25 protein-coding genes and 1 pseudogene are annotated in these 25,939 nt (G+C 64.3%); 19 read left to right on the forward strand and 7 right to left on the reverse strand.

Annotated elements, in window-relative coordinates:
• Positions 1-57 precede the first annotated feature (57 nt).
• On the forward strand, positions 58-1,680 hold the full coding sequence (ggt, locus tag IVB22_RS12020; RefSeq protein ID WP_247517523.1) for a gamma-glutamyltransferase: 1,623 nt from the start codon (positions 58-60) through the stop codon (positions 1,678-1,680).
• A 46-nt stretch (positions 1,681-1,726) separates the two neighbouring features.
• Here the strand turns inward: ggt and IVB22_RS12025 are convergent.
• A pseudogene (locus IVB22_RS12025) lies at positions 1,727-2,029 on the reverse strand (adenylate/guanylate cyclase domain-containing protein); the annotation flags it as partial.
• Positions 2,030-2,317: 288 nt separating this feature from the next.
• Between IVB22_RS12025 and IVB22_RS12030 the strand changes: the two are divergent.
• Both IVB22_RS12030 and IVB22_RS12035 read left to right on the forward strand, forming a co-directional pair.
• Positions 2,318-3,124 (forward strand): MBL fold metallo-hydrolase, encoded by an 807-nt coding sequence (locus tag IVB22_RS12030; protein ID WP_247517524.1) that lies wholly within the window; start codon positions 2,318-2,320, stop codon positions 3,122-3,124.
• 22 nt (positions 3,125-3,146) lie between these two features.
• On the forward strand, positions 3,147-3,611 hold the full coding sequence (locus IVB22_RS12035) for a glutathione S-transferase N-terminal domain-containing protein (protein ID WP_247517525.1): 465 nt from the start codon (positions 3,147-3,149) through the stop codon (positions 3,609-3,611).
• Between the two features lie 5 nt (positions 3,612-3,616).
• Here IVB22_RS12035 and IVB22_RS12040 read toward each other — a convergent pair whose 3' ends face one another.
• From IVB22_RS12040 to IVB22_RS12050, 3 genes are all read right to left on the reverse strand, one after another.
• Positions 3,617-4,705, reverse strand: a complete 1,089-nt coding sequence (locus tag IVB22_RS12040; protein WP_247517526.1) for a 2Fe-2S iron-sulfur cluster-binding protein — start codon at positions 4,703-4,705, stop codon at positions 3,617-3,619.
• A complete protein-coding gene (locus IVB22_RS41585) occupies positions 4,706-6,589 on the reverse strand; it encodes an ethylbenzene dehydrogenase-related protein (RefSeq protein ID WP_247517527.1) in 1,884 nt (627 codons plus the stop codon). It lies immediately after the preceding gene.
• 262 nt (positions 6,590-6,851) lie between these two features.
• Positions 6,852-7,931: a hypothetical protein gene (locus IVB22_RS12050; protein WP_247517528.1), complete on the reverse strand. Its 1,080-nt coding sequence runs from the start codon at positions 7,929-7,931 to the stop codon at positions 6,852-6,854.
• A gap of 584 nt (positions 7,932-8,515) precedes the next feature.
• Between IVB22_RS12050 and IVB22_RS12055 the strand changes: the two genes are divergently transcribed.
• The 4 genes from IVB22_RS12055 (at position 8,516) to IVB22_RS12070 (ending at position 15,453) form a co-directional block, all read left to right on the forward strand.
• Positions 8,516-10,231 (forward strand): type I secretion system permease/ATPase, encoded by a 1,716-nt coding sequence (locus tag IVB22_RS12055; protein WP_247517871.1) that lies wholly within the window; start codon positions 8,516-8,518, stop codon positions 10,229-10,231.
• Positions 10,228-12,240 (forward strand): HlyD family type I secretion periplasmic adaptor subunit, encoded by a 2,013-nt coding sequence (locus IVB22_RS12060; RefSeq protein ID WP_247517529.1) that lies wholly within the window; start codon positions 10,228-10,230, stop codon positions 12,238-12,240. Before IVB22_RS12055 ends, IVB22_RS12060 begins: the two co-directional genes overlap by 4 nt.
• A 99-nt stretch (positions 12,241-12,339) precedes the next feature.
• Positions 12,340-14,220 carry a molecular chaperone HtpG gene (gene htpG, locus IVB22_RS12065; protein WP_247517530.1) on the forward strand — a complete coding sequence of 627 codons (1,881 nt, stop codon included), beginning with the start codon at positions 12,340-12,342 and terminating at the stop codon, positions 14,218-14,220.
• Positions 14,221-14,298: 78 nt separating this feature from the next.
• Positions 14,299-15,453, forward strand: a complete 1,155-nt coding sequence (locus tag IVB22_RS12070) for a DUF3095 domain-containing protein (RefSeq protein WP_247517531.1) — start codon at positions 14,299-14,301, stop codon at positions 15,451-15,453.
• 110 nt (positions 15,454-15,563) lie between these two features.
• Here IVB22_RS12070 and IVB22_RS12075 read toward each other — a convergent pair whose 3' ends face one another.
• The 3 genes from IVB22_RS12075 to IVB22_RS12085 form a co-directional block, all read right to left on the reverse strand.
• Entirely contained in the window at positions 15,564-16,007 is a 444-nt protein-coding gene (locus IVB22_RS12075; protein ID WP_247517532.1) for a DUF2147 domain-containing protein, read from the reverse strand.
• A gap of 75 nt (positions 16,008-16,082) precedes the next feature.
• Entirely contained in the window at positions 16,083-17,468 is a 1,386-nt protein-coding gene (locus tag IVB22_RS12080) for an MATE family efflux transporter (RefSeq protein WP_247517533.1), read from the reverse strand.
• Between the two features lie 85 nt (positions 17,469-17,553).
• A complete protein-coding gene (locus IVB22_RS12085) occupies positions 17,554-18,093 on the reverse strand; it encodes a GNAT family N-acetyltransferase (protein ID WP_247517534.1) in 540 nt (179 codons plus the stop codon).
• Between the two features lie 180 nt (positions 18,094-18,273).
• Here IVB22_RS12085 and IVB22_RS12090 point away from each other — a divergent pair, with 180 nt between their 5' ends.
• From IVB22_RS12090 to IVB22_RS12145, 12 genes are all read left to right on the forward strand, one after another.
• Positions 18,274-18,873, forward strand: a complete 600-nt coding sequence (locus tag IVB22_RS12090) for a superoxide dismutase (RefSeq protein ID WP_247517535.1) — start codon at positions 18,274-18,276, stop codon at positions 18,871-18,873.
• Between the two features lie 194 nt (positions 18,874-19,067).
• Positions 19,068-19,442 (forward strand): fluoride efflux transporter CrcB, encoded by a 375-nt coding sequence (gene crcB, locus IVB22_RS12095; RefSeq protein WP_247517536.1) that lies wholly within the window; start codon positions 19,068-19,070, stop codon positions 19,440-19,442.
• A gap of 137 nt (positions 19,443-19,579) precedes the next feature.
• Positions 19,580-20,182 carry a permease gene (locus IVB22_RS12100; RefSeq protein ID WP_247517537.1) on the forward strand — a complete coding sequence of 201 codons (603 nt, stop codon included), beginning with the start codon at positions 19,580-19,582 and terminating at the stop codon, positions 20,180-20,182.
• Positions 20,179-20,682 (forward strand): permease, encoded by a 504-nt coding sequence (locus tag IVB22_RS12105; protein WP_247517538.1) that lies wholly within the window; start codon positions 20,179-20,181, stop codon positions 20,680-20,682. Before IVB22_RS12100 ends, IVB22_RS12105 begins: the two co-directional genes overlap by 4 nt.
• A 58-nt stretch (positions 20,683-20,740) precedes the next feature.
• Complete coding sequence (locus IVB22_RS12110) at positions 20,741-20,968, forward strand: hypothetical protein (protein WP_108520958.1); 228 nt, start codon at positions 20,741-20,743, stop codon at positions 20,966-20,968.
• The gene (locus IVB22_RS12115) at positions 20,965-21,234 is read left to right on the forward strand and encodes a type II toxin-antitoxin system RelE/ParE family toxin (protein ID WP_247517539.1); all 270 of its coding nucleotides are present in this window, start codon (positions 20,965-20,967) and stop codon (positions 21,232-21,234) included. The genes IVB22_RS12110 and IVB22_RS12115 overlap by 4 nt, the downstream gene beginning before the upstream one ends.
• 162 nt (positions 21,235-21,396) lie before the next feature.
• Complete coding sequence (locus tag IVB22_RS12120) at positions 21,397-21,606, forward strand: GDCCVxC domain-containing (seleno)protein (RefSeq protein ID WP_247517540.1); 210 nt, start codon at positions 21,397-21,399, stop codon at positions 21,604-21,606.
• Positions 21,607-21,642: 36 nt separating this feature from the next.
• The gene (locus IVB22_RS12125) at positions 21,643-22,281 is read left to right on the forward strand and encodes a cation transporter (protein WP_247517872.1); all 639 of its coding nucleotides are present in this window, start codon (positions 21,643-21,645) and stop codon (positions 22,279-22,281) included.
• A 161-nt stretch (positions 22,282-22,442) separates the two neighbouring features.
• Positions 22,443-22,781, forward strand: coding sequence for a hypothetical protein (locus IVB22_RS12130; RefSeq protein ID WP_247517541.1), 339 nt, complete (start codon positions 22,443-22,445; stop codon positions 22,779-22,781).
• Positions 22,782-24,119: 1,338 nt separating this feature from the next.
• Complete coding sequence (locus tag IVB22_RS12135; protein WP_247517542.1) at positions 24,120-24,311, forward strand: hypothetical protein; 192 nt, start codon at positions 24,120-24,122, stop codon at positions 24,309-24,311.
• Between the two features lie 2 nt (positions 24,312-24,313).
• On the forward strand, positions 24,314-25,069 hold the full coding sequence (locus IVB22_RS12140; RefSeq protein ID WP_247517543.1) for a metal ABC transporter ATP-binding protein: 756 nt from the start codon (positions 24,314-24,316) through the stop codon (positions 25,067-25,069).
• Positions 25,069-25,938 (forward strand): metal ABC transporter permease, encoded by an 870-nt coding sequence (locus tag IVB22_RS12145; RefSeq protein ID WP_247517544.1) that lies wholly within the window; start codon positions 25,069-25,071, stop codon positions 25,936-25,938. The genes IVB22_RS12140 and IVB22_RS12145 overlap by 1 nt, the downstream gene beginning before the upstream one ends.
• Position 25,939: the final 1 nt, after the last annotated feature.

Raw genomic sequence — 25,939 nt, forward strand, 5'->3', positions numbered from 1 at the left:
CCACCTACGACAATTACATGATCAGGCGGATCCGCGCCTGAGAGTTGGAGGCTTGAATTGGACATTCGAACCGGCCGGCCCGTCACGCTTGCCTCAAGCGGCATGGTGACGTCGCCGCATTCGCTCGCATCCGCGGCTGGAGTGGATGTGCTTCGTGCCGGCGGCTCTGCCGTCGATGCCGCGATTGCGACCAGCGCGGTGCTGTCGGTCGTCTATCCGCACATGACCGGTCTCGGCGGCGACGCGTTCTGGCTCATTCATGACAGCGCGAGCGGGGAAGTGCGTTACCTCAATGGCGGTGGCAAGGCTGCGGCCGGCGCCACGCTATCGTCCTTCGAGAAGAGGGGACTGAACGAAATCCCGCTTCGGGGCATCGTGCCGGCGACCCTGACGGTGCCGGGCGCGGTGGCGAGCTGGATCGAGGCGCACGACAGATATGGGCGGCTGCATCTCCGTCGCGTGCTGGAAAGCGCCATCGACTACGCCAGCGACGGATTTCCGGTCACCGGCCGCCTTGCAAGCTTCATCGAGATGACGCGCGACGATCTGGTGCGGGATCAAGAGGCCGCAGCGCTTCTCTTTCCCGATGGGGCGGCAGCGCAGCCTGGCACGAAGCTTGCCAACTCAAATCTAGCGCGCACGCTGCAATCGATCGCGAATGACGGGTGGTCCGGCTTTTATGAAGGGCCGGTCGCCGCCGCGATGGCGCGCTTCTCGGAAGCCGCGGGCGGCCTGTTTCGCCTTGCCGATTTCGGCAGGCAAAGGGCCGTCTGGGGTGAGCCCCTTGTCGGCTGCTACCGCGACGTCACGGTCTTCAACACGCCGCCGCCGACGCAGGGTTTTACCGTGCTCGAAATGCTCAACCTCGTCGAGCCTCACGAACTGCACCGAAAGGATTTCCTCGGACTCGACCATGTCCATCTGCTGGTGCAGGCCAAGCAGATCGCCTACCACGACCGCGACCAGGTGCTCGCCGATCCCGCGTTTGCAGATGTGCCGGTCGAGCGGCTGATATCGAAGCAATACGCGGCCGAGCGGGGTCGGCTGATCGACGGAAGGTCGGCGTTGAAATGGGACATGGTGCCGTCCTTCGGCAGCCTGTCCGGCGATACCGTCTATATCGCCGCCGTCGATCGCGACGGCAATGCGGCGTCGCTGATTCAAAGCCTGTATGGTGCCTTCGGCTCCTGCGTGGTTGCGGGAAAGACCGGCGTCATCCTGCAAAACCGCGGTGCGTATTTCTCGCTGGATCGCAACCATTCCAATCGGCTCGAACCGGGCAAGATCCCGCTGCATACGCTGATCGCCTCGATGGCCAAACGGGACGGCAAGCTCTGGAGCGTGCTCGGCTGCATGGGCGCGGATGGCCAGCCGCAAATCCAGATGCAGCTCTATTGCGCGATGATCGATTTCGGCCTCGACATCCAGGAAGCGATCGAGACGCCGCGGTTCCTGTCTGGCCGCTTCGCCCTCGGCGAGGCACGCGACACGCTGCATATCGAGAGCCGCTTTCCCGAAGCTGCGATCGACGCGCTCGCGCAACGCGGCCACGCGATCAACCGCTGGGGCGCATGGAACGAAATGGCCGGCCACGCGCACGGCATCACGATCGACCGGCGGAGCGGCATGTTGAGCGGTGGGTCCGACCCGCGCAGCGATGGGGCGGCGATCGGGTACTAGTCACTGCTCGGTCGCGGTCGAAGTCGGGCACCGGAGTGGCGGTCGCCTGGGGCGCCCCATAAGCGCGGCCATCGTCCCACGTCGCCACGATATAGGCATGAACTGGCGCCGGAATATTCTTCACCTTCCGCGCGCCGATGTCGATAAATCGCGCGGATAGCTTGCCGGTCACCTGCTCATGCACCGCGCGTGAAATACAGATGCCGCCAACTTCGGCCAGGCCTTCGAGGCGCGCGGCGATATTGACGCCATCGCCGAGCAGATCGCCCTCGCGCTCGACCACGTCGCCGATGCCAATGCCGATGCGGTAGCTCATCTGCCGGCTGGCCGGATAAGCGAGGTTCCGCGTGCAGAATTGCGGCGATCTTGCGCCTCATGAAGATGGTATCCCGCACAAATCGGTCGCAGCAAAATGCTCCCAGGTTAGGACAACCAGGACGATCACGGCGGGGCTATCCGCGCAACTTCGCGGAACCCGTCCATCCGGTCGGCGTCAAGCGAAGCCTATCCGCCGTCCCTCCAGGCCGCCATACCCAAACTTCCCGTAACGTGCCAGAATCCTTGGCGTTTGGACCGATTGGTTGTGCGGCGGCGAGTTCGGTCGCAGCCCCACCATGCCTCGAACAGGAGCAACGCCATGCCGGTGTGGACCTGCGAACAATGCGGTGCCCAGTTTCCCGAAAGCGCCGAGCCGCCACAGGCCTGCCCGGTCTGCGAAGACGAGCGGCAATATGTGAACTGGAAGGGCCAGGCATGGCTCACGCGTGAGGAATTGGCGAAACGTTACAGGCTCATCTGGCGCGACGATCTCGACATTCCCGGCATCAGCATGCAGCCGGGTTTCGCGATCGGGCAGCGCGCGCTCTTGGTGCCGGAGGCCGATGGCTGCGTGATGTGGGATTGCGTGCCGCTGGCCACCCGCGAAGCCATCGACTACGTCCGCTCTCTCGGCGGCCTGAAGGCGATTGCCGTCTCGCATCCGCATTACTATGGCGCAGTCGCCGACTGGAGCGAGGCGTTCGGCGGCGTGCCGGTCTATCTGCACGGCGACGATCGCGCCTTCGTCACGCGGCCGCATCCCGCCATCGTGCCGTGGACTGGCGACAGCCACAGGCTCTCCGACGACATCCTTCTGATGCGGGCCGGCGGTCATTTCGCCGGCGGCACGGTGATGCACTGGCGCGTGGGCGCGCAAGGGCGGGGCGCATTGCTCACCGGCGATGTCGCGATGGTGGCGATGGATCGCCGTTCGCTCAGCTTCATGTACAGTTTTCCGAACTACATTCCGCTCAACGCTGCTGCGGTGCGCCGGATCTGGGCTGCGGTCGAGCCGCTGGCGTTCGATCGCATCTACGGCGCATGGTGGGGCCGCAACATCGCCGACAATGCCAAGGCGGCGTTCGAAACGTCCGTCCGCCGGTATATCGCAGCGATCTCCGACTGAAACAATAGCGTTTTCGAGCGAAGTGGGTACCGGTTCGCGTGAAGAAAACGCGTCAAACAAGAATCTAGAGCTTCGTTTTGATTCAATCAGAATCGAAGCTCTAATCGCCCCCATCTTTATGGGGCTTCTCCATCCGTCTCATTGTGGGCAATATATGATTGCCAAACAAGAAACGGGGGAAGCATCATGTCGTCGTCGCCTTATTCTATTGGGGGCGTCCGGTTCGCCCTATACGCGCAAGATGCTCGCGGCGTTGCGCTACCGCCGCATTCCCTACCGTCTGCTGGTCGGCTCGCACCGCACGCCGACTGATCTGCCCAAGCCGAAGCCGCAACTGCTTCCAACCTTCTATTTCACCAAACAAGTGGATCGGCGAGGAATACGCCAAGCTCGACGGCGCCGCGCGGCAAGCGGTGTCGTCGGTCATCGCTGGCACCGGATGCGAGAGGTTGCTGGCTCCCGCAGCATGACCACGGATAACCTGTAGCCGGCTTAGCGGTTGCCGGCGCCAACCGCGGCTACGCCTCGCGGCATCGGCGCCGGCTTTCGCGCCGGCTGCTGTGGGATAGTCCCGCTTTTGGGCTCGTTGAGCCAGCCGGTGAGGCGCGACATCAACCCTGATTGTTCGGCCGTCCGCGGTTCCTGCACGAAGGGGTCGGTGTAGCATCGCGCGCCCGCGGCCTTTGCAATCCGCGCCACGGCGTCCGTCATCGCCGGCGCGCCCGCGGTATAGACCACGTCGTCCGGCGACAGCTTTGGCAGATGATCGGTCGGCCTGCCGCTCTGAATCGCGTGCGAGATTTGCTGCGGCTCCGACACCATCGGGATCAGCGTGACGTTGGGAAACAGCGCCAGCCGGCACAGCGCGGCATGCATGTAGAGCGAGCGGATGCTGCGGGCCTGCACGATGAAGACCATTTCGCGCTGCGGCTGCTCCATGATCGCGGCGACCGCGACCGACCACATCGGGGCGAAACCGGTGCCGCTGGCGACGAGAACGATGCGGCCGGCATGGCCTTTCCTGAAAAAGGCGCGGCCGTACGGTCCCGTCAGCTTGACGCGGTGTCCGGCGCGAACTTCGTGGCCGAGCGCCGAGGATACCAGCCCGTCCGTAACCTTTCGGATGTGAAAGTGCAGCACGCGATCGTCGGGAGCGCCTTCCAGCGGAAAGGTCGGGCTATAGGGTCTTGCCGGGAATCCCTGAAACTGCAGCTTGCAATACTGGCCGGGAAGATAGTTAAGCGGTTTCGGCAACTCGATGTCGACGCCCATCACGTCGGGCGCGAGCTGAACGGTCTGCGCCACTTCCGCCGACAGCGCCACCGGCTCGGGAGCGGCCTCGATCGCAATCTCCAGATCGGAGACGATTCGGGCCTGGCAGGCATGGATCATGTCGTCGCCCCGGCTGTGGCCGCCGAACACCGTGCCGTCGACGAGCCGCACGCGGCAGGCGCCGCAGATTCCGGAGCGGCAATCGTGCGGAAGATCGACGCCGTTCATCAACGCCCAGTCAAGCAGAAGCTCGCCGCGATTCGCCAGAAACGGCTCGTCGTTGATCGTGACTTTGCAAATCTTTGACATTTATTCCACCTCGATACGAATCGGCCGAACGTGCCGTGTATGTCTGATCTGGCTGTGGTCGAAAGCGGCGACCCGCATGAAGACGCCGGTCTTGATCGGCACGTCGAATTGGCTTGTTGTGTCGAGCCGGCGTTTCACCTCGAGCGCCCAAAGGCCGGAGGCCCAGCGGGCCGCACTTCGAACGTCGGCGCGGTCGCCTGAAAATTCGCCGCCCACGATGACGCCCGGGATCACGGTCCCCGTCGGGATGCGGGCGTCGGCATCGGTCGAATAGGGAGCCGAATCCTTCTCGGTCATGAACCAGCGCGCGCCGTCGCTCTCGCCGTGGTTGGGATCGAGGTCGATATCGCCAAGCGCGTCCGTCGTGGCGGCGACGACTTTGGGCAGGCGCAGCGGGGCGACCAGGCGGCTGCGACGCGGACCGCCCGACGTGTCGGCCTCGACGGTGAAATTGTCCCGGTAGTTTGCCGCTCCCGGGTCAGGCGCGAAGCCGCCTTTGTACGGAACGACGTTGGCCGCCTGCATCGGGGTCGGATTCAACGGAGGCCCGAAATGGGCGTCGTCCATCCATCCGGTCGCGCCGCTCGTCGCCTTCCACTGCCAGACATCGGCATAGCCGGAGTCCGTGTAATGCAGTCCGCGGCCGCTCATGGTGGCAGGCGCGCCGGCGACCGGCTGCGGCCCCGGATGAAAGGTTCGGCCGCCGGCCAGCGTGACATCGGAGGTGGTCAGCAGCACCGAAAACTTGTCTTCGTTGTATCGATGCTCGTCGCCGAGCTGAAAGCCGGAATGAAGCAGATGCCATCCATCGGCTTCCTTGACGAGCGGCAGGTGCTTCAGCGAGCGCGTCGAATCCTGCCAGGTGAAGAGGAAGTACGCATAGGTGCCGTCGTGCACCGCGCGGACCTCGATTCTGGCTTCCCCTTTGCCGTCGAAATTTCCGCCTTCTCCGGTCAGCAGTGAAAACGGCTTGACGCCACGCCAGGCCCGATCGGACGTGTCGCCGTCGAGGATCGGTGCGTCGGCGGCGTTGATGCGGCGAATCTGCACACTGTCCACCGCCAGCCGGTCGGTAGCTACGATGAGCGAGGCGCCAGTGATCGCGGCGGCGACCGCGACCACGAACGCATTGGCCTGCAGGGTCGGGTTTCGCGATCGCGCAGGCCCGGCCGGGGGGTGGGGCGCCGGATCCGGCTCAGCCGTTCGATCGCGGCGCATCTCGGCGCGCGGCTGCAGCGGGTGGGACGAGGCATCGGGCGGCGCGTCCAGGTTTTCGGATCCTTGCGAACGCGCCGACTGCTCAGCCAGGAGGCCCAATAGTTCGACAGCATCCAGCCGCGGTGGCGGCGCCGGCAGCGGAGCGGGACGAAAGATGCGCAGCAGTTGCGCAGCGCCGCCGCTTTTGAATTGGGTCAAGACATGCAGGACGACGAAAGCAAGGATCACCCAGGTCCCGACCCAGTGCAGCATCGCGACGTCATAGCCGGAGTAGAAGCCGAAATAGAGTGCGCCGCCGCTGACCAGCAGCCCGAACATCGTGACAAAGAAAATCCAGTACATCAAGGCGATCACGGCGCTCAACCTCGACTGCCCGCGGCCGAACAACCCGCGCAGGCGAACCCTGTCGAGCTGGACGCGGCGTCCGAGACCGGAGCGGAGCATGTAGACGATGTAGCCGATCGCGACTGCGACCAGGATGATCGCGGCCTGCATATGGGCGATCCATACGCCGTCGCGCGGCAATACGGCATCGAACCAGTTGATCCAGGTTCGGTCGGGTGTTTCAGTCGCAATGCGTAAACCAGTGACGAGCGCAACGGCGAATGCCGCGACGAACGTCCAGTGTAGAATGATGGTCCCATAGTCCGTCTTACGCTGCCTCACGCATACGCCCCGCTACTTCACTTCCGAGGCAGTAACCGCGCCGATTTCCCCCAACCGCCGATGTCGCTGCCGTACCAATGATGGTCCCCAAAGCCGTCGTTGAGGCCATCGTCTAAAGAGAGTCCTTTGCGGCGCAGGCCGGCTAAAACCTGTTCTCTGCGCCCGCTGCGTGAGCCGGATCGGCGAACGCGTTCTTTGCTCGATGTATCGGCCTCCAGCATCCCCGGGACATGGAGACGGCTGGAGGCCGCGCCGCGCGCCGCTATCCCCAAGTGTGATGTAAATGATGTGTCAATTCGGGCATGCCCGAATCGCTGTGATCGACGACGACCGTGGAGGCTTCCGTCGTAACCATCGTGACCGGCACATCGCCGGTCGCGACGGTGGAAACTGGCGGCGAGGCCTGGGTTTCGCTGGCGCCGACGATGTTGACGGCCTGCTCTCCAGGCGAGTTCGGCGGGCCTTGCGCAGTCATGCTTGCCAGATCGATATCGCCCGTAACAATATCGGTGATATCGCCACTGCTGTCTTGTGCCGCACCAGGAGGGACCTCCCCCTTGTTGATATGGCTGAGTTCGAGCTGGATCTGCTGCACGATCTCGTCGGCATCGTCGACGGTCAACCCAACGAACAGGTCAGGGTTTGCAGCTATCAACGCTTCCATCTCTGCTATCGCAGCATCGAGGTTCTCGTCGATCTGCGCCGTATTCTCGGCGTTGCCGGCCCCCGCCAGATCGGTGGTCTCCGCCGAATGGGCATCCGGCTCGGTGGCCGCCGTCTTGTCAGCAGGGACAGCCTCGCGCGTCGCGATTGGTTCGGTTACCCCGTTCTGCGCCGCCGGATTCGCCAGCACGGGATCGGTATTGACGGCGTTGAGAATACTGAGATGGCTGGCGCGGAGCGCTTGTTCTGCGCCGGGCATGCCTCCACCACTCACCGAGGCGTTGGCTGCCGAGATGGCGGTGGTGATGTCGGACAAGATCGCCTGAACATGGCCGAGCGCGGCGCCGGAAAACTGCCCCGCATTGATCCCGGCCAACAATCCGCTGTGTGCCGCCGCGAGATCGTTCGCATGGGGCGTCACGCTTCCGGATACCTTGCCGCCCTCCTCAGGGCCGTTCTGCCAGACGTCGCCGACCAGCGACCGCGTCGAGCCGTTGAAGGTCGTGCCGAGGTCGAGAAGGTTCGGAGGGGTTGAGGAGCCGGGCGCATGCCTGGCAGGCGGCGTTTCGTCGGGAGGGGGCACGGCGGACGGCGATTCCGGGGCGGCATGCGGACTCGCGACCTCATCGATCGGCAGATCGACGTCTCGAAGATACTCCTTGTCAGCGAAGCCCGCCATCATTCGTCCCCTGCTATTCACTCTGTTACATGACGTATGGGCGCAATCCTCCGCGAGGGAGCAGGATGTGCGCACGATGAAGAATCACGGAGCTTCGTGGCGTCATTCGGCCGACACAGCGACCATTGAGCGCCGAAGCAAGGTTATAGACGGACGAATCCATGACGCGCGCCGCGCCGAAAAACGGCGAATTAGATGCGCTCGAAAGAGGGATATCGCAGCCCGTGTCGGCGCCCGTCGCGCGAATCCGAGACGCTGTCCCTCCCGTGCCGAAATTTTGCTCGGCCGCGCGCACACCGGATAAGCGACAACGAAGCCTTTGCCACCGTTCTACCCACGAGCGAACTTGAACAATCGGCATTCGTCGCATTCTTGCCGAAAATTGGTCTGCATCGCGCGTCAAGGAGACTTGCAGGGAGACCCGACGCTCGATCGGGTCGAAGGGCAGTTCAATGAGTATCGCTCAGGGTCAGGCACACGGCCGAGCGCGGGCAGCACCGACGCCCCGCGCAATTTCCGGCCTGATGTCGACGCTGGGCGCCGACGATCCCGTCGCGACCGCGATGCGCGCGAGCGCGCGCCGCATGATCGGCGTTGCCGTCTTCAGCGGCGTCATCAACATCCTGATGCTGTCGGGGTCCCTTTATATGTTGCAGGTGTACGATCGGGTGATTCCGAGCCGTAACCTCGCGACCCTGTTCGGCCTGTCCTTGATGGTGCTGATCGCCTACCTGGTGCAGGGATATTTCGATGCGATGCGGTCGCGGATGCTTTGCCGGATCGCAACGCTGTTCGACGGCGCGCTCCAGGGGTCGATCCATTCGGCGCTCGCCACCTTGCCGCTGCGCGGGGTGAAGCCGGTCTTGATGCAGCAGCCGCTGCGCGATCTCGATCAGGTGCGCACCTTCATGTCGGGCATGGGACCGACGGCGTTCCTGGACATGCCGTGGATTCCGGTCTTTCTGATCGGGCTGTTTCTGTTTCATCCGCTGATCGGCTTCACGGCGCTGCTTGGCACCGCGGCGATCATTGCCATGACATTGGTGACCGAGCGGATCTCGCGCGGCGCGACCAAGGCGGCGATGGACTTGAACGCGCAGCGGCAGGTGCTGGCGGATGCGACCCAGCGCAATGCGGAAATCGTGCGCGCCCTCGGCATGACGGACCGGTTGACGGCGCGCTGGTCGCAAGCAAACGAGCGGTACCTGCAGGAAAACATCCGCGCGACCGACGTCTATGCCAATCTCGGCTCAGCCGCGAAGGTGCTGCGCTACATCCTGCAATCGGGAATGCTGGGCATAGGCGCCTATCTCGTCATCGCCGACAAGGCGTCGGGCGGCATCATGATCGCGTCCTCGATCCTGATGGGCCGCGCGCTCGCGCCCGTCGAAATCGCGCTTGGCACCTGGAAGCAACTGGCCGCCGCCCGCCAGGGCCTCACGCGCTTGCGCGACATCTGCAAGGCGACCGCGCCGCCGCCAGCGCCGCCGGTCATGTTGCCGCGCCCCTGCCACGAACTGTCCGTGCAGAATCTCGCGGTGGCAGCACCAGGTTTCGACATGCCGATCGTGTCGGGTGTCACGTTTTCGCTCAAGGCCGGCTCGGGGCTGGCGCTATTGGGCGCGAGCGCGTCGGGCAAGACCTCGCTTTCGAAGGCGCTGGTTGGAATCTGGCCGGCGCATCGGGGCGCCGTACGGCTCGACGGCGCGGCGCTCGATCAATGGCGCAACGAAGATCTCGGCCGGCATATCGGCTATCTCCCGCAGGATGTCGGCCTGTTCGACGGCACCGTGGCGGAGAACATCTGCCGCTTCGACGAACACGCGACCTCCGACGCCATCCTGAAGGCCGCGCAGATCGCAGGTGTCCACGACATCATCCTGCGCCTGCCGGAGGGCTACGCGACACGAATAGGGCAGGGCGGCATGTCGCTGTCGGCTGGCCAGAAGCAGCGGGTTGGCCTGGCGCGGGCGGTGTTCGGCGACCCGTTCCTGCTCGTGCTCGATGAGCCTAACGCTAATCTGGATGCCGACGGCGAGAACGCCTTGACGCGCGCCATCGGGATCATGCGCCAGAACAAATCCATCGTCGTCGTCATCTCGCATCGGCCGAGCGCGCTCTCCGCGCTTGATATGACGATGGTGCTCTACGAAGGCAAGGCGATCGCGTTCGGCCCGAGCGCAGAAGTGTTCGCGCGCGTCCGCAACGCTGGCGGCAAGGGGCCGCCGGGGTCGCCGCAGCCCCCGCCGCAGGCCAAGGCAGAACAGCGCGCATCACTTGCCGAGAGTGTTTCATCATGAAGAGTTTTGATCACGTGCATGCCGATGAAAGAGTTGCGCGCCACCGGATCGGCGGGACGGATGAGGACGTCGCGGCACCGCAAGGCCAGGCGCTGATCCTCGAACTGCAGCGACTGCGGCAGGCTTTCGAGCACGACAATCTGCAGGACCAGCGGCCGCCGCTTCGCCGCCCGGCGAATGACGAGTCAGGTCCGGGCGCGCGGCGTTCGCGCCAGGCCCGGCCGAAGCGGTCGAAAAAGAAAGGCAAGATGGGTCGGGTGCTGGATTGGCTCGGCCCCTTCGGATCCCAGTCCGACGGCTTCGAGGCCGAGCCTCCGGCGCCGCGCCGCGGACGCAGTGCGCGTGAGCCGCAGTTCATGGCCCCGCCACCGGCGGGCAGCGCGCGTGGCCTGGCAGGCAATGCTCCGGCAAACAACGCTCCCTCAAGCAATTCTTGGCGGAATGAACGGCAGGCACGCGGTCCGATCATCGCGCCCGACGATCCGTCGCTCATGAACATGCCGAGGTCGCGGCCGGAGGTCTTGTCGATCGACGACACACGGCTGCCGCCTCGCATCGAGGCTCCCCAATTGGCGCCGCCGAGCCCGGCGGGACCGGTGCCGCGCGAGCGCTCCGTGACGGGAGTCGTCCGCAACGGCCTGACCGCTGGCGTCGCATTCCTTGCCAACCGTGATGCATCGGCGGATGTGGCGGGAGCGCCCGGCGAAAGCATCGTGCTGCGGGCGGCGCGCGCCTTTGAGGGCGAATTGCGCACCGGGCTGCGGGCGCTGCTCCTTGTCGGCGGGTTGGCAGGCGGCTGGATGGCGCTGGTGCCGTTGTCGGGCGCCGTCGTGGTGCCGGGCAATCTGGTGGTGCAGTCCAACGTCAAGGCCATCCAGCATCCGACCGGCGGCGTAGTCGCGCAGATCCCTGTCCATAACGGCTTGCGGGTCAACGCCGGCGACCTGCTGCTGCGGCTGGACTCGACGCAGGCGCAGGCCAGCCTTCAGGTGGTCAGCAAGCAACTCGACGAAGTGCGGGCGAAGATCGCGCGGCTGGTCGCCGAGCGCGACGGTCTGCCCCGGCCGACGATCCCGCCGGAAATGTCGGCTCGGCTGGAGGACAACAATGTTAAGACGCTGCTTGCTTCGGAGGCGTCGCTGTTCAGGGCGCGGGTGACGGCACGCGAGAGTCAGAAAGAGCTGCTCAAGAGCAAGGTATCGCAGCTTGGCGAGGAGATCGTGGGCCTGGAGGCGCAGGTCGCCTCCAAGGCCAAGCAACTGGAATTGATCACCGGCGAGCTCACGGGCGTGCAGGAGCTCTTCGACAAGCGTCTCGTGCCGATCGCGCGGCTCACGGCCTTGCAGCGCGAGAGCGCCAGGATAGAAGGTGAACGCGGCCAGTTGATCTCCACCATCGCCGAGACCAAAACCAAGGTCGACGAGGCGAAGCTTCAGATCGTCAGGCTCGACCAGGATGTACGGACGGAAGTCGTCAAGGAGCTCGGCGAGGCGCAGGGCAAGGAAGCCGAACTCAGCGAACGAAGCGTCGCGGCGCGCGACGTCCTCGAGCGCATCGAGATGCGCTCGCCGGCGTCGGGTGTGATCCATCAGTTGAACGCACACACCATCGGCGGCGTCATTCGCGCCGGCGACACCGTCATGGAGGTGGTGCCGGATTCCGACGATCTGCAGATCGAGGCCAAGTTGCAGCCGAACGACATCGACCAGGTGCGCAAAGGCCAGCAGGCTTTTGTCCGATTCTCGGCCTTCAACCAGCGCGTGACGCCGCAGTTGATCGGCCAGGTGTCGTATGTCTCGCCCGACACCACCAGCGACAAGCAGACCAACATGTCCTATTTCACGGTCCGGATCATGCTGCCGGAAGAAGAGCGCCGGCGGCTGGCCGGGCTGCAGCTCTCCTCGGGCATGCCCGCGGAAGTGTTCATGCAGACCGGCAGCCGGACCATGCTCAGCTATCTGTTCAAGCCGATCCTGGATCAGTTCCAGCGCGCTTTTGTCGAGCGGTGAGGGGCGCGATAGCGGGTTGCAGCGAGGCTAAAACTTGCCACTCCAGATGGTATCGCTATATCAGGGCTTTGTTTTGGCCCTGTTCCCTGCGAGCCCCGTATGACCACTACGACTGCCCCCGAATCCCAGCCGTTTCAGGCCGAGGTCGCCGAACTTCTGAATCTGATGGTGCACTCGGTCTATTCGGAGACCGACATCTTCCTGCGCGAGCTGATTTCGAACGCATCGGATGCCTGCGACAAGCTGCGCTATGAGGCGATATCGGCGCCCGAACTGATCGCCGACGGCGCGCCGCCCAGGATCCGCATCGTGCCGAACAAGGCGGCCGATACGCTTGCCGTCGTCGACAGCGGCATCGGCATGGACCGGCAGGAGCTGATCGACAATCTCGGCACCGTCGCACGCTCCGGCACGAAATCCTTTCTCTCCCGCCTCACCGAGGCCAAGGACGGCACCAATCTGATCGGCCAGTTCGGGGTCGGCTTCTATGCCGCGTTCATGGTTGCCGATCGCATCGTGGTCACCAGCCGCCGCGCCGGTTCGGATGAGGTGTTTGTCTGGTCGTCCTCGGGCGGCAGCGGATTTGAAATTGCGCCCGCCAGCGAGGAGGACGCGGCCCGCGTCACGCGCGGCACCGAGATCGTCCTGCACCTGAAGAAGGACGCCGCGAAATATCTCGAAGCTCACGAGATCGAGCGCATCGTCCGCGCCTGGTCCGACAACATCCAGTTCCCGATCGAGCTGGTGCCGGAGGAGGGCGAGCCGCGCCAGATCAATTCGGCCAGCGCGCTATGGCAGCGGCCGAAATCGGAGCTCTCGGGCGAGGACTACAAGCAGGCCTACCAGCAGATTGCCGGCGCGTTCGACGAGCCTGCGATGACGCTGCATTATCGCGCCGAGGGCCGGCAGTCCTATGCGGTGCTGCTGTTCGCGCCGTCGACCAAGCCGTTCGACCTGTTCGACCAGGCGCGCAAGGGCAAGGTCAAGCTCTATGTCCGCCGCGTCTTCATCGCCGACGACGCAGATGTCCTGCCGGCCTACTTGCGCTTTATCCGCGGCGTGATCGACAGCGAGGATTTGCCGCTCAACATCTCCAGAGAGATGCTGCAGAACAATCCGCAGCTCGTGCAGATTCGCAAAGCCGTGACCGGCCGCGTGATCTCCGAGCTGGAAAGCCTCGGCGAGAAGGAGCCGGAGGCGTTCGCAAAAATCTGGGACGCGTTCGGCCCGGTGATCAAGGAAGGCATCTGGGAGGACTTTGAGCGCCGCGAGAAATTGTTGGGCTTGTCGCGCTTCACCACGACCAAGGGCGAGAAGCGCTCGCTCAAGCAATATGTCGACGATCTCAAGCCGAACCAGACCGACATCTATTACCTGACCGGCGACAGCATCGAGCGGCTGAAGGCGAACCCGAAGCTGGAATCCGCAACTGCACGCGGCATCGAGGTGCTGCTGCTCACCGATCCGGTCGATGCGTTCTGGACTTCGGCGCCGCTCGATTTCGGCGGCAAGCCGCTGAAGTCGCTGAGCCAGGGCGATATCGATTTCGCCCTGATCCCGCCGCTGGAGGACAAGGCCGAGGACAAAAAGGACGAGGCCGGCGCCGACGAGGCCACGACGATCGCGCTGATCAAGGACGCGCTCGGCGAGCGCGTCTCCGACGTGCGCGCCTCGCAGCGGCTGACCTCGAGCGCGTCATGCCTGGTCGCCGGCGGCGACGCGCATGACCGCATGCTCGAGCGGCTCCTGGCGATGCAGAACAAGGCGCCCACCACCAAGCCGATCCTGGAGATCAACATGCGCCATCCCCTGGTCGCGGCGATTGCCGGCGACAAGGATGCGGCCAAGGACCTGTCAAGGGACCTGTCGTTCCTGCTGCTGGAGCAGGCGCAGATTCTCGACGGCGAGTTGCCGGAAGATCCGGCCGCGTTTGCCAACCGGCTCAATCAGCTGGTGTTGCGCGGGATCGCGAAGGGGTAGGACGTTTAGCCGCGCCAACCGATTTCAGATTTGGCCGTATCTGCTAGAGAGGTTTGAGAACCGGGGGCCCTCATCGCCATGACGACGCCTGACGGCACCGACATTTTCTACGGCTCGATCCCGGTCTTTCGCGGCTTTGGCAGCCTGATGGACCCGGCGATGTATTCGCCGTTGCCTGATGATTGGACCGTCGGCGTCGCCGACATCGTGGAATCGACCAAGGCGATCGCGAACCAGCGCTACAAGGCGGTCAACATGGCGGGTGCGGCCGTGATCGCCGCCGTCACCAACGCGCTTGACGGGCGCGAATTTCCGTTCGTGTTCGGCGGCGATGGCGCGAGCTTTGCGGTGTCGCCCGGCGATCTCGCGCGTGCCCGCGACGCGCTGGCGGCGACGGCGGCATGGGTCAGCCAAGATCTCGATCTGGTGATGCGGGTGGCGCTGGTGCCGGTCAGGGACATCCGCGCGCAGGGCCTCGATATCAAGGTTGCCCGCTTCGGCCCGTCGGCCAATCTGTCCTACGCGATGTTTTCCGGCGGGGGCGTGGGGTGGGCGGATGCTGCGATGAAGCGGGGCGAATTCGCGGTGCCGGCGGCAGCGCCGGGCACGCAGCCCGATCTGTCCGGCCTATCATGCCGGTTCGAGGAAATTCCCTCTGCCCGCGGGATCATTTTGTCTGTGCTCGTGGTGCCTGCAAAAGGCGCCGATCCGCTTGCCTTCCGCAAGGTGATTGAGGACATCATCAGGCTGGTCGAACAGTCACCGGACGCCGGGCGGCCGGTGCCGCCGGGCGGGCCGCCGCTGCGCTGGCCGCCGGCCGGCGTGGAGTTTGAAGCGCGCGCGGCGCGCGGCGGGCCGCTGTTGAGGCGGCGCACCGTCGTGCTCGCGGTGACGCTGTGGGCCTATGTCGTGATGCGCTTCGGCATCAAGGTCGGCAATTTCGTGCCGAAGAATTACGTGCAGCAGGTGGTGGAGAATTCCGACTTCCGCAAATATGACGACGGCCTGCGGATGATCCTCGATTGCAAGGAGGAACTGGAGCAAGCGCTGGCGCAGCTTCTGGCGAAGGCGGCTTCAGAGCGGATCGTGCGCTATGGCCTGCACCGGCAGGACGCGGCGATGATGACCTGCTTCACGCCGTCGGTGATGCGCAGCGATCACGTCCACTTCATCGACGGCGCCCGCGGCGGGTATGCCTCGGCGGCATCAGCGCTGAAGGCGATGGCGGCGTAGTGCGGTGCCGTAGGGTGGGCAAAGCGTAGCGTGCCCACCGTCTCTCCGGACCATTGCTTGAAATGGTGGGCACGCTACGCTTTGCCCACCCTACGCAGCCCGCGAAATCGCTACCGCCCCACGCGCGTCCAATTTTCGCCGCCGCAGAGCGCGCCGACGCAGCCTTCGACCTTGAGCGTATCCGTCCCCGCCACCGAGACACTGCTCGCATAAGTACCGCCGTCATCGGCGTTGTAGATCTGGCCCGACCATTTGTTGGGACCCACAGCCTGCATGCCGCTGAACAGCGGCAGGCCGATCATCGGCCGCGTCTTCAGCGCCGGATTGGGATTCTTGTCATCGACTTGAGGCTTGCCGGTTGATGGATCGACCGGGTCTTTCAACCCAACGATCACGCCGCAGATGCCGCCACCACATTTGCTGACTTTCACCCGCGCGTCGCCGGCCTGGGTCTGCCAGACGCCGGTCGGCTCGCCGGCGCCTTGCGCGCGGGCGGATGGCGCAGCCAGCAATGCCGCCGAGATCGCGATGATGAAAGTCGTTCTGCAAGCCATGAATCATTTCCCCAAAAAAGCAGGCCTGCATAGCAACAAATCAGATTTGTGCAACGTCGGATTGCGCGAAGGCGATCATTTGCTCCAGCGGGTGAGGCGAATCGACAACGCCGTCCCGAGCCCGTACACGACCATCGCCGCGCCGACCAGTGCGAACAGTGTCCACGCCGGCGCGCCTGCCGAGGCCAGCCACCAGCCGCCGCCGCCGACGATCAGCAACCTTGCGGTGCCGGCTATCACGGGGCCCCCGACCTTCGCTGCCCCCTGCGAAGAGAAATAGAGGCAGACGCCCATCCCGAAAAAGGCGAACGCCGGTCCTGCCCAGACGAGATAGGAAGAAGCCGCGGCGGTGACGCCGGGATCGCTGGTGAACAGCGAAACCCAGAGCGTCGGCATCACTGCAACGATCAGTCCGATGGCGCCCACCGTGATGCCGGCCGCGATGCCCGCGGTCCACGCCACCTGCCGCGCGCGCGTCACCAGCCCTGCGCCCATGGCCATGCCGACCATCGGCACCGAGGCGACGCCGAAGGCGAATGCGATCGGCGTCAGCAAGAATTCCAGCCGCGAGCCCATGCCATAGCCGGCCAGCGTCTCGGTGCCATAGCCGGCCAGGATTTTGGTGAAGATCAGCACCGTCAGCACGGTCTGCAGCGGCGACAGGCAGGCCACCGCACCGACCCTGAGAATGTCGAAAAACATGTCGCGCTGGAATTTGAAGCCTGCGAAATTCAACGCCAGCCGGCTGCGGCCGCTGACGAGGTACCAGGCCAGGAACACCGCCCCCAGCGTGAAGGCCACAAGCTGGCCCGCGGCGACGCCGCTCATGCCGAATTTCGGCAGGCCGAACAGCCCAAAGCCGAGCGCGCCGCCAACCGCGATCTGCACCAGCGCGGTGCCAATCAGGGTCACCGATGGAATCCGCATGTCGCCGGTGCCACGCACCACCGAGGCCAGCGTGTTGACCAGCCAGATCGCGATCGCGCCGGAGAACAGCACGTGCGAATATTGCATGGCCTGATCGAGCACGCCGCCGCGCCCGCCGAGCAGCGTGTAGAACGCGCGGCCGAAAATCAGCATCATCGCGGTGAAAAAAATTCCGGCGCAGGCGCCGATCAACGCGGCATGCAGCGCCAGATCAGCCGCGCGGTCGCGATCATTGGCGCCGATCGCCCGGCTGATCGCAGAGGACACGCCGCCGCCCATCGCGCCGGCCGACATCATCTGCGTCAGCATGACGAAGGGAAACACCAGCGCGATACCGGCGAGTGGCTCGGTGCCGAGCCGGCCGATATAGGAGGTCTCGGCGACGGCAACCAGCGTCGTGCCGGCCATGGCGATCGCATTGGGCAGCGTGAGCTTCAACAGCGTCGGCAGGATCGGCGAGGTGAGCAGGCCGTTGGCCGGCGCTGATGGAACCGCGGCAGTGGGGCGCATGTCGAGCGGGGCGTCCATGGTCATGCGTCACCGGTCATCCAAATGAATAGATTATGGATGACATATTATCCGGCCGGGCGAACACAAGCCACCGCGCCCGGTGCAGGGGTCACCACGGCAGGCCGCATAGGTCGATGACGCCGTCGCGCGGCTTGCGGGTAAAATCGAATACGAACGGCGCCATCGCCTCGAAGCGAACCCGTCCCTCCGGCTGTTCGGCATAGACCTCGCCCTGGAAGCGATGCCAGCCGCGCGCTTCATAGAATGGTTCATTGTGCGGCTCGCAGAACAGCATCGCGAACCGCACGGCCTCGTGGTCGCGCATGGTCCTGATCGCGGCGTTCAGCGCCAGCGAGGCATAACCGCGTCCCCGGCAATCCGCCCGCGTCGAAACGCCGCCAATGCCGCCGATATGAACCTTGCGTCCATCCCAAATGGCATCACGGAAGTAGATGCCGACATGGCAGGCGAGACCCGGTGGGGCCACCTCCTCGGGGGCGTCGATGAGCACGCGCAGATCGGCGTGCGCCCATTTGACGTGACCCCATGAAAGCTTTTCCACCACATGCGCCGGCCAGACCGCCTGCATCAGCGGTTCGGCCCGTGGCCATGATGCGTCCCCGTTCAGGACGTCGATCTCGATGCTCATTTCGTTCCCTCATCGCGCCAAAACCGCGTCGGCGTCATATCCGTCATACGCTGGACGCGGAGGGGCGTTACCCAGAACCTAGCGCGTTCTTGCCAAATTGCGGTGTTTATGCGCAATGGAACCTTCTATAACGGTTCCCGTTAGACCAGATCACGTCTCCCATCAGTTCGGACATCACCCATGACCTTCACGCTGCCCAATCTCCCCTATTCCCACGACGCCCTTGCACCCCACATGTCCAAGGAAACGCTGGAATACCACCACGACAAGCATCACCAGGCTTACGTGACCAACGGAAACAACGCGATCAAGGGGACCGAATTCGAAGGCAAGTCCCTGGAGGAAATCGTCAAGGGTTCGTTCGGCAAGAATCCGGCCGTTTTCAACAATGCCGGCCAGCACTACAACCATCTGCATTTCTGGAACTGGATGAAGCCGAATGGCGGCGGCAGCAAGCTGCCCGGCCGTCTGGAAAAGAAGATCACCGAGGACCTCGGCGGTCTCGACAAGTTCAAGACCGATTTCGCCGCCGCCGGCGTCGGTCAGTTCGGCTCCGGCTGGTGCTGGCTGTCGGTCAAAAACGGCAAGCTCGAAATCTCCAAGACCGCGAACGGCGAGAGCCCGCTGGTCCATGGCGCCACGCCCATTCTCGGCTGCGACGTCTGGGAGCACTCCTACTACATCGACTATCGCAACCGCCGTCCCGACTATCTGAAGGCGTTTTGCGATAATCTGATCAACTGGGACTATGTCGACGAGCTGTTCGGCAAGGCTTCCTGACGATTCCGTCATTCCCCGATGCACAATTGCGCATCGTAGTTCGCCCCGGAATGACAGCGGAGCAAAGTTCGAAAGGGCGGTAGCTGCGGCTGCCGCCCTTTTTCGTTGTGGCGCCGTCCCGATCCTTGCGGGGACCGCGCCGGTGCGGCACAAGCGGCATGCCGGGTGCTTTTGCTGACGTGGAAAATGCTGCGATGAGCTATTTGCTGGTCTTTGTCGGTGGCGGCCTTGGCGCGACGCTGCGCCATCTGATCAACGTGACCTGCGCCCGCTGCCTTGGCAGCGGATTTCCCTGGGGCACCTTCATCATCAACATCACGGGCTCGACCGTGATGGGGCTGATCGCGGGCTATCTCGCCTTCAAGGGCGAGGCATCGCAGCCCTGGCGGCTGTTTTTGATGACGGGCATCCTCGGCGGCTACACCACGTTCTCGGCCTACTCGCTCGATGCGGCGCTGCTCTACGAGCGCGGCGAGCTTGGGCTGGCGGCGCTTTATGTGGTCGGCTCGGTCGTGCTCTCGATTGCCGGGCTGTTCGGCGGCCTTGCGCTGGTCCGCCAGTTCACCTGAACGAATGGCCCGCGGCGGGCAGGGCCGTGTGACGTCCTCGCATGGGCATGCCTGAGATGCGCATGGCTATCGTTGCGTCGCCACCATGGCGGGACTAAGCAGGGACGGAATAGCATCACCCTCCAAACCCATCGCCCTTGTCAGAACATCAGATAAAAGACCCGGCGCCTGCCGATGACGCCGAGCCGAAGCCCCGGCGCGCCCGCAAGCCGGTGGGCTGGTCGATGATCGTGATCGGCGCGCTGGTCGCAGTTTGCGCAGGCCTGGTCTGGCGGCGCGACGGCATCGATGGCGTGCTCAGGATCCTCACGCATGATCTGTGGCTGTTCGGAGAAATCATGCCGCGCGTGCTGGCCGGCTGCCTGCTCGGCGGCTTCATCGCGGAAATCCTGCCGCACGACAAAGTATCGCGAGCGTTGGGGCCGAACTCGGGCCTGAAGGGACTTTTGATCGGAACGGCGTTCGGCGCGATCCTGCCCGGCGGTCCCTTCACCGCCTATCCGGTGGCGGCGGCGCTGCTCACGGTCGGTGCCGATTTCGGCGCCACCATCGCCATGGTGGTGAGCTGGACGCTGATCGGCTACGGCCGCGCGGTCGCCTGGGAGCTGCCGATCCTCGGCACGGAATTCACGCTGTGGCGGATTGTGATCTCGCTGCCGATCCCGGTTCTGGCAGGCGCACTCGGCCGCTTCGTCTTTGTGCGGATGTATCCGAAGGGCGAGCCGGAGCCGCCGGCATGACCCTTTCCGCGCTGATCATCGACATCACTCTGTGGGGCTCGGTCGCCGTGCTCGGCTTCATGGCCTGGCAGCGCGGGCGCGTCGTGCTGGTGTCGTCGGTGCGCGAAGGCAGCATGGACTTCATCAACATCGTGCCGCGCATTGCGCTCGGCGTGATCGGCTCGGGCTACATCGCCGCCGTCATCCCGCCGGAAGTCATCACCGGCTGGCTCGGCCCTGATAGCGGATGGTTCGGCGTCTTGACCGCGGTCATCGCGGGCGCGGCGACCCCCGGCGGCCCGGTGGTCGGTTTCTCGATCGGCGCGGTAGCGCTGAAAGTCGGCGGCGGCACGCCGCAGGTGATCGCCTATGTCGTCGCCTGGGCGCTGTTCGCCTTCCAGCGCATGATCCTGTGGGAGATCCCGTTCATGCCGGCCCGGTTCGTCTGGTTTCGTGCGGCAATGTCGCTGCCGTTTCCGTTCCTGGCGGCAGCGATCGCGATGGTGATCGGGAAGCCGTGAGCCGAGAGACCGTCCACAGAGGCTTCCTAAGAGATGCTGGAACCACTATATTTGCGCCATGACCCGCTTGCTCGAACAGGCCGTGGAAGCCGTCTCCGCTTTGCCCGATGAGGCGCAGGACGATCTCGCGCGAATTCTGCTGCAGCTCGCAGGCGTGGACCAACCGCCCTATGAGCTCACGCCTGAGGAAGCCGCCGACCTCGATGCTTCGCTGGCCGAAGCCGCGAAAGGTGAGTTCGCGACGGACGAAGAGGTCCGCGCCGTCTGGGCGAAGCATGGGCTGTGAAGGTCCGCTACACACGTCGGGCGCTCCGGCAGTTGGCCGCAATCCTCGACTACATTGATGCTCGTTCGCCGCAGGGTGACAACGTCAAGCAGCGACTCCAAGCCGTGATTAGCCTGCTCGCAGATCATCCGAATTCCGGGCGGCTTACCAACAAGGGGTATATCCCGCCGCGCTGTGGTGCGGCCATATCCCTATGTGATTTTCTACCGACCGGACGCGACGGGAATATCCTCGGGGTTCGGCACGCCGCACGCCGGCCACTTTAGAGCTAGCGGTTTGTAGACTCCCGTTTTGGCGTTTTGACCGCCTTGATCGCAACTCCGCGCCCCCGGGGGCGAGGCTAATCATGCCAGAGGTTGGTACGGCGTCCTCATAAAAATCAGCACTGTCCGCATTGAATTTGGGCGTGCCCTCATTCAGTCTAGGCCATGCAGCTTGAATCAACACTGACCTGTCCCTCGTGCGGGCATCAAGCCACCGAGACGATGCCGACAGACGCCTGCCAGTTCTTCTACGACTGCCAGCGCTGCAGGGCCCGGCTCAAGCCGAAGCCGGGCGATTGCTGCGTTTACTGCTCGTACGGAACCATGCCGTGCCCGCCTATCCAGACAGACGGCAAGGGAATGTGTTGCACGTGATTGTGTAACGTTACCGCCCGCGACTATCTTCCAGTCATGGCGGATCACTGCTGCGCACCACCACCCCTAAACCTCGGCCCGCGCCAGGACGTGAGCACATTCCGGCGCGTCTTGTGGGCCGTGCTCGGCATCAATGCTGCGATGTTCCTGGTTGAAATCGGCGCGGGCTTGGCTGCGGGCTCTGCCGCGCTTCAAGCCGACGCGCTCGACTTTCTCGGCGATGCCGCGAACTACGCGATCAGCCTGTTCGTGGTCGGCATGGCCTTGCGCTATCGGGCCAGCGCCGCGCTTGCCAAGGGCGTCACGATGGGCGTTTTCGGACTATGGGTTGTCGGCATCACCGGCTGGCATGCCCTGCACGGTACGCTGCCGCATTCTATCACCATGGGCAGCGTCGGCTTTGCCGCCCTGGTCGCCAACGCGCTATCCTTTTATCTGCTGTGGCGGCACCGCACGGGTGACGCCAACATGCGGTCGGCCTGGATTTGCACGCGCAATGACGTGTTAGGCAATCTGGCCGTGTTGCTGGCTGCGCTTGGCGTGTTCGGTACCGGCACCGGCTGGCCCGACATTATCGTCGCAGCGATTATGGCAGTGCTCGCGCTGCAAGGCTCGGTGACCGTCGTGCGGCACGCCCTGGCCGAATTGAAGCAGCCGGCCGCAGCAACGGCTTAGGCCGCGGCTTCGCATCGTGCCGCGAATTGCGCAACGCTACCTCCCAGCACCCGCAGCCATAGCCCAAAACCGAACGACCAGGGCGCTTGATCTAGGTCAAAGGGTACTCCACCGGGCAAAAGCACGATTTGAGCCGCGGGAACCTACCAATGGAGGACTGCATGAAAATGACCTTGAGAACGGTGGCAGTTGCTGCAGCGACGTTCGCATGTGCGGCATTGCTTTCGCCTGGCTGGTCCGAGCAAGGCGGCGTATCGCTGTCCGTCAATAAAGCTGAGGCGCAGCAGCGGGTCTTTATCACACGTGGTTACGCCGCGAGGGCGGCCTATGTCGAGCCGGGCTCCTGGTACGCCGTGAGGGCCTACTACTTCGGTGGCCCCTGGAGTGGTCTTGGGTACAGCTACACCGGCTGGCCTGACTACGCAGCGCGCAATGGCATTGGCTGTACGCCTGGTACTGCGATCAAGGGCGGCGACAGCATAATGTACGTCTGTCAGTAGGAATTATTTTATTGAAAACGTGGGGCCAGGTCGCGGCTATTGGCGAGCTGGCCCAACACCCATGTTGTTCAGCCGTCGCCAAAGCGCCGGTGACCGCGGCCATGTCTGTTGCAAGGCCAACCCGCACGACTGATCCGTCTCACTGCCTCATCTCGACCTATCGGTACCCGGCCCGTCCCGGTGACAACCACGTTATCGCAACGCAGGACGAGGATCGTGAGAAGCCTATCGACGATTGCCGCATTATTGCTTTTGGTGGGATGTTCTCGTTTCGACGAGGCAACAGAACGTGAGGCATGCCAGAAAGCACACCCGAACGACCAGGTCGCGGCGGATAAATGTCTCGACACCTCTGCGCTTGAATGGGAAAAAGCCCATGCGTGGCATGCTCGGATCACTCATCGGCGATCCCCGACGCCCTAGGGGGCCGGCGGCACCGCAGGGGCGATCGCGGCCCCGGAACGTTTGCCGTATCCTCATCGTTAATAATTTATGAAAACCGTTGCCGCCGCCTTTGTTGCTGTGTTCGTTTTGTGGGTCGTTGACGTCAACTTCAACGGCGGCCGTTACACCGACGCTGCCTTGCGGATGATCCGATCTGCGGCCTCATCGATTGGCGCTCGAATTTAAGGCCGCCTTAATAGGCGGCCCCGTTCAAGCGGCGCGCGTCAGGCTGTCGCCCACCGACCCTACCAGTGCGTGTATTGCCTGTCAGGCAAATCACCCCAGCGGTTGGTCCAGTATCAGTAGCGAAGATATTCCCCTTTTGTTCTCACGCAAATCAGTTCATCCCTGTGCCGTCCCACCCGGCAAGAGGGGCGGCTCGCGATCGTCACGAACGTGCGGTGGGATGCGGTGGACGCGAATGGCGCGCATGACGTACGCGCCTGACGCGTACGGCGAAGTCGTGTGGTTCTGGCGCCGCGGTGCTGGCGTCAAGTTCTCGAGAAGCGAGCTTCTTGAGGGCGACGGTGGCAAGAGAGCCGTTCACCGGGAAGAGCACGAAGTAAGCCGTAAAGCCATTGCGCAGGGAAGGCCGGATGCCTCCGCTGGACCTGTATGCTCGTGTGCATTTTCTTAGCGCAAATCGCACGCGAGACCGCGGGTGCAGCGTGCACCCGGTCTTCCCTGCGCCCTCTCAGTTTCAGGGGGTGAAATCGAAGCAAACCTCGGGCGAACGCGTCGCGAGAACGCGAAGGCGTGTCTATCGTAGGATGGGTAGAGCGGAGCGAAACCCATCGTCACGCGCACCGGCTTTGATGGGTTCGCTCCGCTCTACCCATCCTACGGACAGCCACCGCGTGGACTCCCGTAATGTTATAATATAACGTCCGCCCTATGCCTCACGCCCGTTCCCACGACCACGCGCATCATCACCACGGCCACGCCCATTCCCACGGCCCGGCGACGCCGCATCCGGCGCAGGCCGCTCCCTGGTCGATCCTGCGGATGACCGTGGCAGCCCGCCTTGCTGCGGCGCTCGTGGTCAGCGCTGGCCTGTGGGCGGTTGTGCTGGTGGCGATGAGGTGAGCATGGCGGCGCAGCTCAAATTCCACAACGTCACGCTCGGCTACGATCGCCATCCGGCGGTGCACCACCTCAACGGCGAGGTTGCCGCTGGCGCGCTGGTGGCCGTGATCGGGCCGAACGGCGCCGGCAAGTCGACGCTGTTTCGCGGGCTCGCCGGTATCCTCAAGCCGCTCTCGGGATCGATCGATCTCGGCGGGCTCGACATCCGCGACATCGCCTATCTGCCGCAGACCGTCGACATCGACCGCAGCTTTCCGATTTCGGTATTCGATCTGGTCGGCACCGGCCTGTGGCGTTCGACCGGATTTTTCGGCGGGATGGGCAAGGCGGAGCGGGACAAGATCACCAAGGCGCTCGCCGCCGTCGGCCTCAACGGATTTGAGAACCGCAGCATAGGCACGCTGTCCGGCGGCCAGATGCAGCGCATGCTGTTCGCGCGCGTGCTGCTGCAGGATGCGCGCCTGATCGTGCTCGACGAGCCGTTCAACGCCATCGACACCAAAACCTCGGCCGACCTGCTGGCGCTGGTCAAGCGCTGGCACAGCGAGGGACGCACCGTGCTGGCGGCCCTGCACGACATGGAATTGGTGCGCGATCATTTCCCGGAAACCTTGCTGCTGGCGCGCGGGCCCGTGGCCTGGGGGGCGACCGCAGAGGTGCTGACCGCGGAAAACCTGATGGTCGCCTTGCGGATGTGCGAGGCGTTCGACGACACCGCCGCCGCCTGCGCGGACGACATGCCATCGCGGGCCGCCTGATGCTGTACGACGCGCTGATCGCGCCCTTCACTGAATTCGAGTTCATGCGCCGCGCATTGGCCGCCGTGATCGCGCTCGCGCTCGGCGCCGCGCCGATCGGCGTGTTCCTGATGCTGCGGCGGATGAGCCTCGTCGGCGATGCCATGGCGCATGCGATCCTGCCGGGCGCGGCGATAGGCTTCCTCGTCTCCGGGTTAAATTTGTTCGCGATGACGACCGGCGGATTGATCGCGGGCTTTACGGTCGCGCTGCTCGCCGGCCTCGTCGCGCGCAATACCGAGCTGAAGGAGGACGCGTCGCTTGCGACCTTCTATCTGGTGTCGCTTGCGCTCGGCGTCACCATCGTTTCCGTCAAGGGCACCAATATCGATCTCTTGCATGTGCTGTTCGGCAACATCCTGGCGATGGACGACCAGACGCTGCTCGTGATCGCGTTCAACGCCACCGTCACGCTTTTGGTAATGGCGATCATCTACCGGCCGCTGGTGATCGAATGCGTCGATCCGGTGTTCCTGCGTACCGTCTCTCGCGCCGGCGCACCCGCGCATCTGGCATTCCTGGCGCTGGTCGTGATCAACCTCGTCAACGGCTTTCACGCGCTCGGCACGCTGCTCGGCGTCGGCCTGATGATCCTGCCCGCCGGCATCGCGCGGTTCTGGTCGCGCGATATCACCGGCATGATCTGTATCGCGGTCGCCAGCGCCATCGTATCGGGCTATGCCGGGCTGGTGCTGTCGTTCCAGACTCGGATTCCCTCGGGGCCGGCGATCATACTCATCGCGGCGGGGCTGTATATCGTCTCGCTGTTGTTCGGCCCTGTCAGCGGCCTGGTCCGGCAGATGTTTCCCGGCCGTCACCTCGAGGCATAGT

Source organism: Bradyrhizobium sp. 190 (genome assembly GCF_023073415.1).
Classification (GTDB): Bacteria; Pseudomonadota; Alphaproteobacteria; order Rhizobiales; family Xanthobacteraceae; genus Bradyrhizobium.

Coding starts and splice junctions, on each gene's coding strand:
- IVB22_RS12030 (WP_247517524.1), top strand. CDS start 2,318: ATGCCGGTGTGGACCTGCGAACAATGCGGTGCCCAGTTTCCCGAAAGC.
- IVB22_RS12040 (WP_247517526.1), bottom strand. CDS start 4,705: ATGTCAAAGATTTGCAAAGTCACGATCAACGACGAGCCGTTTCTGGCG.
- IVB22_RS12050 (WP_247517528.1), bottom strand. CDS start 7,931: ATGGCGGGCTTCGCTGACAAGGAGTATCTTCGAGACGTCGATCTGCCG.
- IVB22_RS12055 (WP_247517871.1), top strand. CDS start 8,516: ATGATCGGCGTTGCCGTCTTCAGCGGCGTCATCAACATCCTGATGCTG.
- IVB22_RS12060 (WP_247517529.1), top strand. CDS start 10,228: ATGAAGAGTTTTGATCACGTGCATGCCGATGAAAGAGTTGCGCGCCAC.
- htpG (WP_247517530.1), top strand. CDS start 12,340: ATGACCACTACGACTGCCCCCGAATCCCAGCCGTTTCAGGCCGAGGTC.
- IVB22_RS12070 (WP_247517531.1), top strand. CDS start 14,299: ATGACGACGCCTGACGGCACCGACATTTTCTACGGCTCGATCCCGGTC.
- IVB22_RS12075 (WP_247517532.1), bottom strand. CDS start 16,007: ATGGCTTGCAGAACGACTTTCATCATCGCGATCTCGGCGGCATTGCTG.
- IVB22_RS12080 (WP_247517533.1), bottom strand. CDS start 17,468: ATGACCATGGACGCCCCGCTCGACATGCGCCCCACTGCCGCGGTTCCA.
- IVB22_RS12085 (WP_247517534.1), bottom strand. CDS start 18,093: ATGAGCATCGAGATCGACGTCCTGAACGGGGACGCATCATGGCCACGG.
- IVB22_RS12090 (WP_247517535.1), top strand. CDS start 18,274: ATGACCTTCACGCTGCCCAATCTCCCCTATTCCCACGACGCCCTTGCA.
- crcB (WP_247517536.1), top strand. CDS start 19,068: ATGAGCTATTTGCTGGTCTTTGTCGGTGGCGGCCTTGGCGCGACGCTG.
- IVB22_RS12105 (WP_247517538.1), top strand. CDS start 20,179: ATGACCCTTTCCGCGCTGATCATCGACATCACTCTGTGGGGCTCGGTC.
- IVB22_RS12110 (WP_108520958.1), top strand. CDS start 20,741: ATGACCCGCTTGCTCGAACAGGCCGTGGAAGCCGTCTCCGCTTTGCCC.
- IVB22_RS12120 (WP_247517540.1), top strand. CDS start 21,397: ATGCAGCTTGAATCAACACTGACCTGTCCCTCGTGCGGGCATCAAGCC.
- IVB22_RS12125 (WP_247517872.1), top strand. CDS start 21,643: ATGGCGGATCACTGCTGCGCACCACCACCCCTAAACCTCGGCCCGCGC.
- IVB22_RS12130 (WP_247517541.1), top strand. CDS start 22,443: ATGAAAATGACCTTGAGAACGGTGGCAGTTGCTGCAGCGACGTTCGCA.
- IVB22_RS12135 (WP_247517542.1), top strand. CDS start 24,120: ATGCCTCACGCCCGTTCCCACGACCACGCGCATCATCACCACGGCCAC.
- IVB22_RS12140 (WP_247517543.1), top strand. CDS start 24,314: ATGGCGGCGCAGCTCAAATTCCACAACGTCACGCTCGGCTACGATCGC.
- IVB22_RS12145 (WP_247517544.1), top strand. CDS start 25,069: ATGCTGTACGACGCGCTGATCGCGCCCTTCACTGAATTCGAGTTCATG.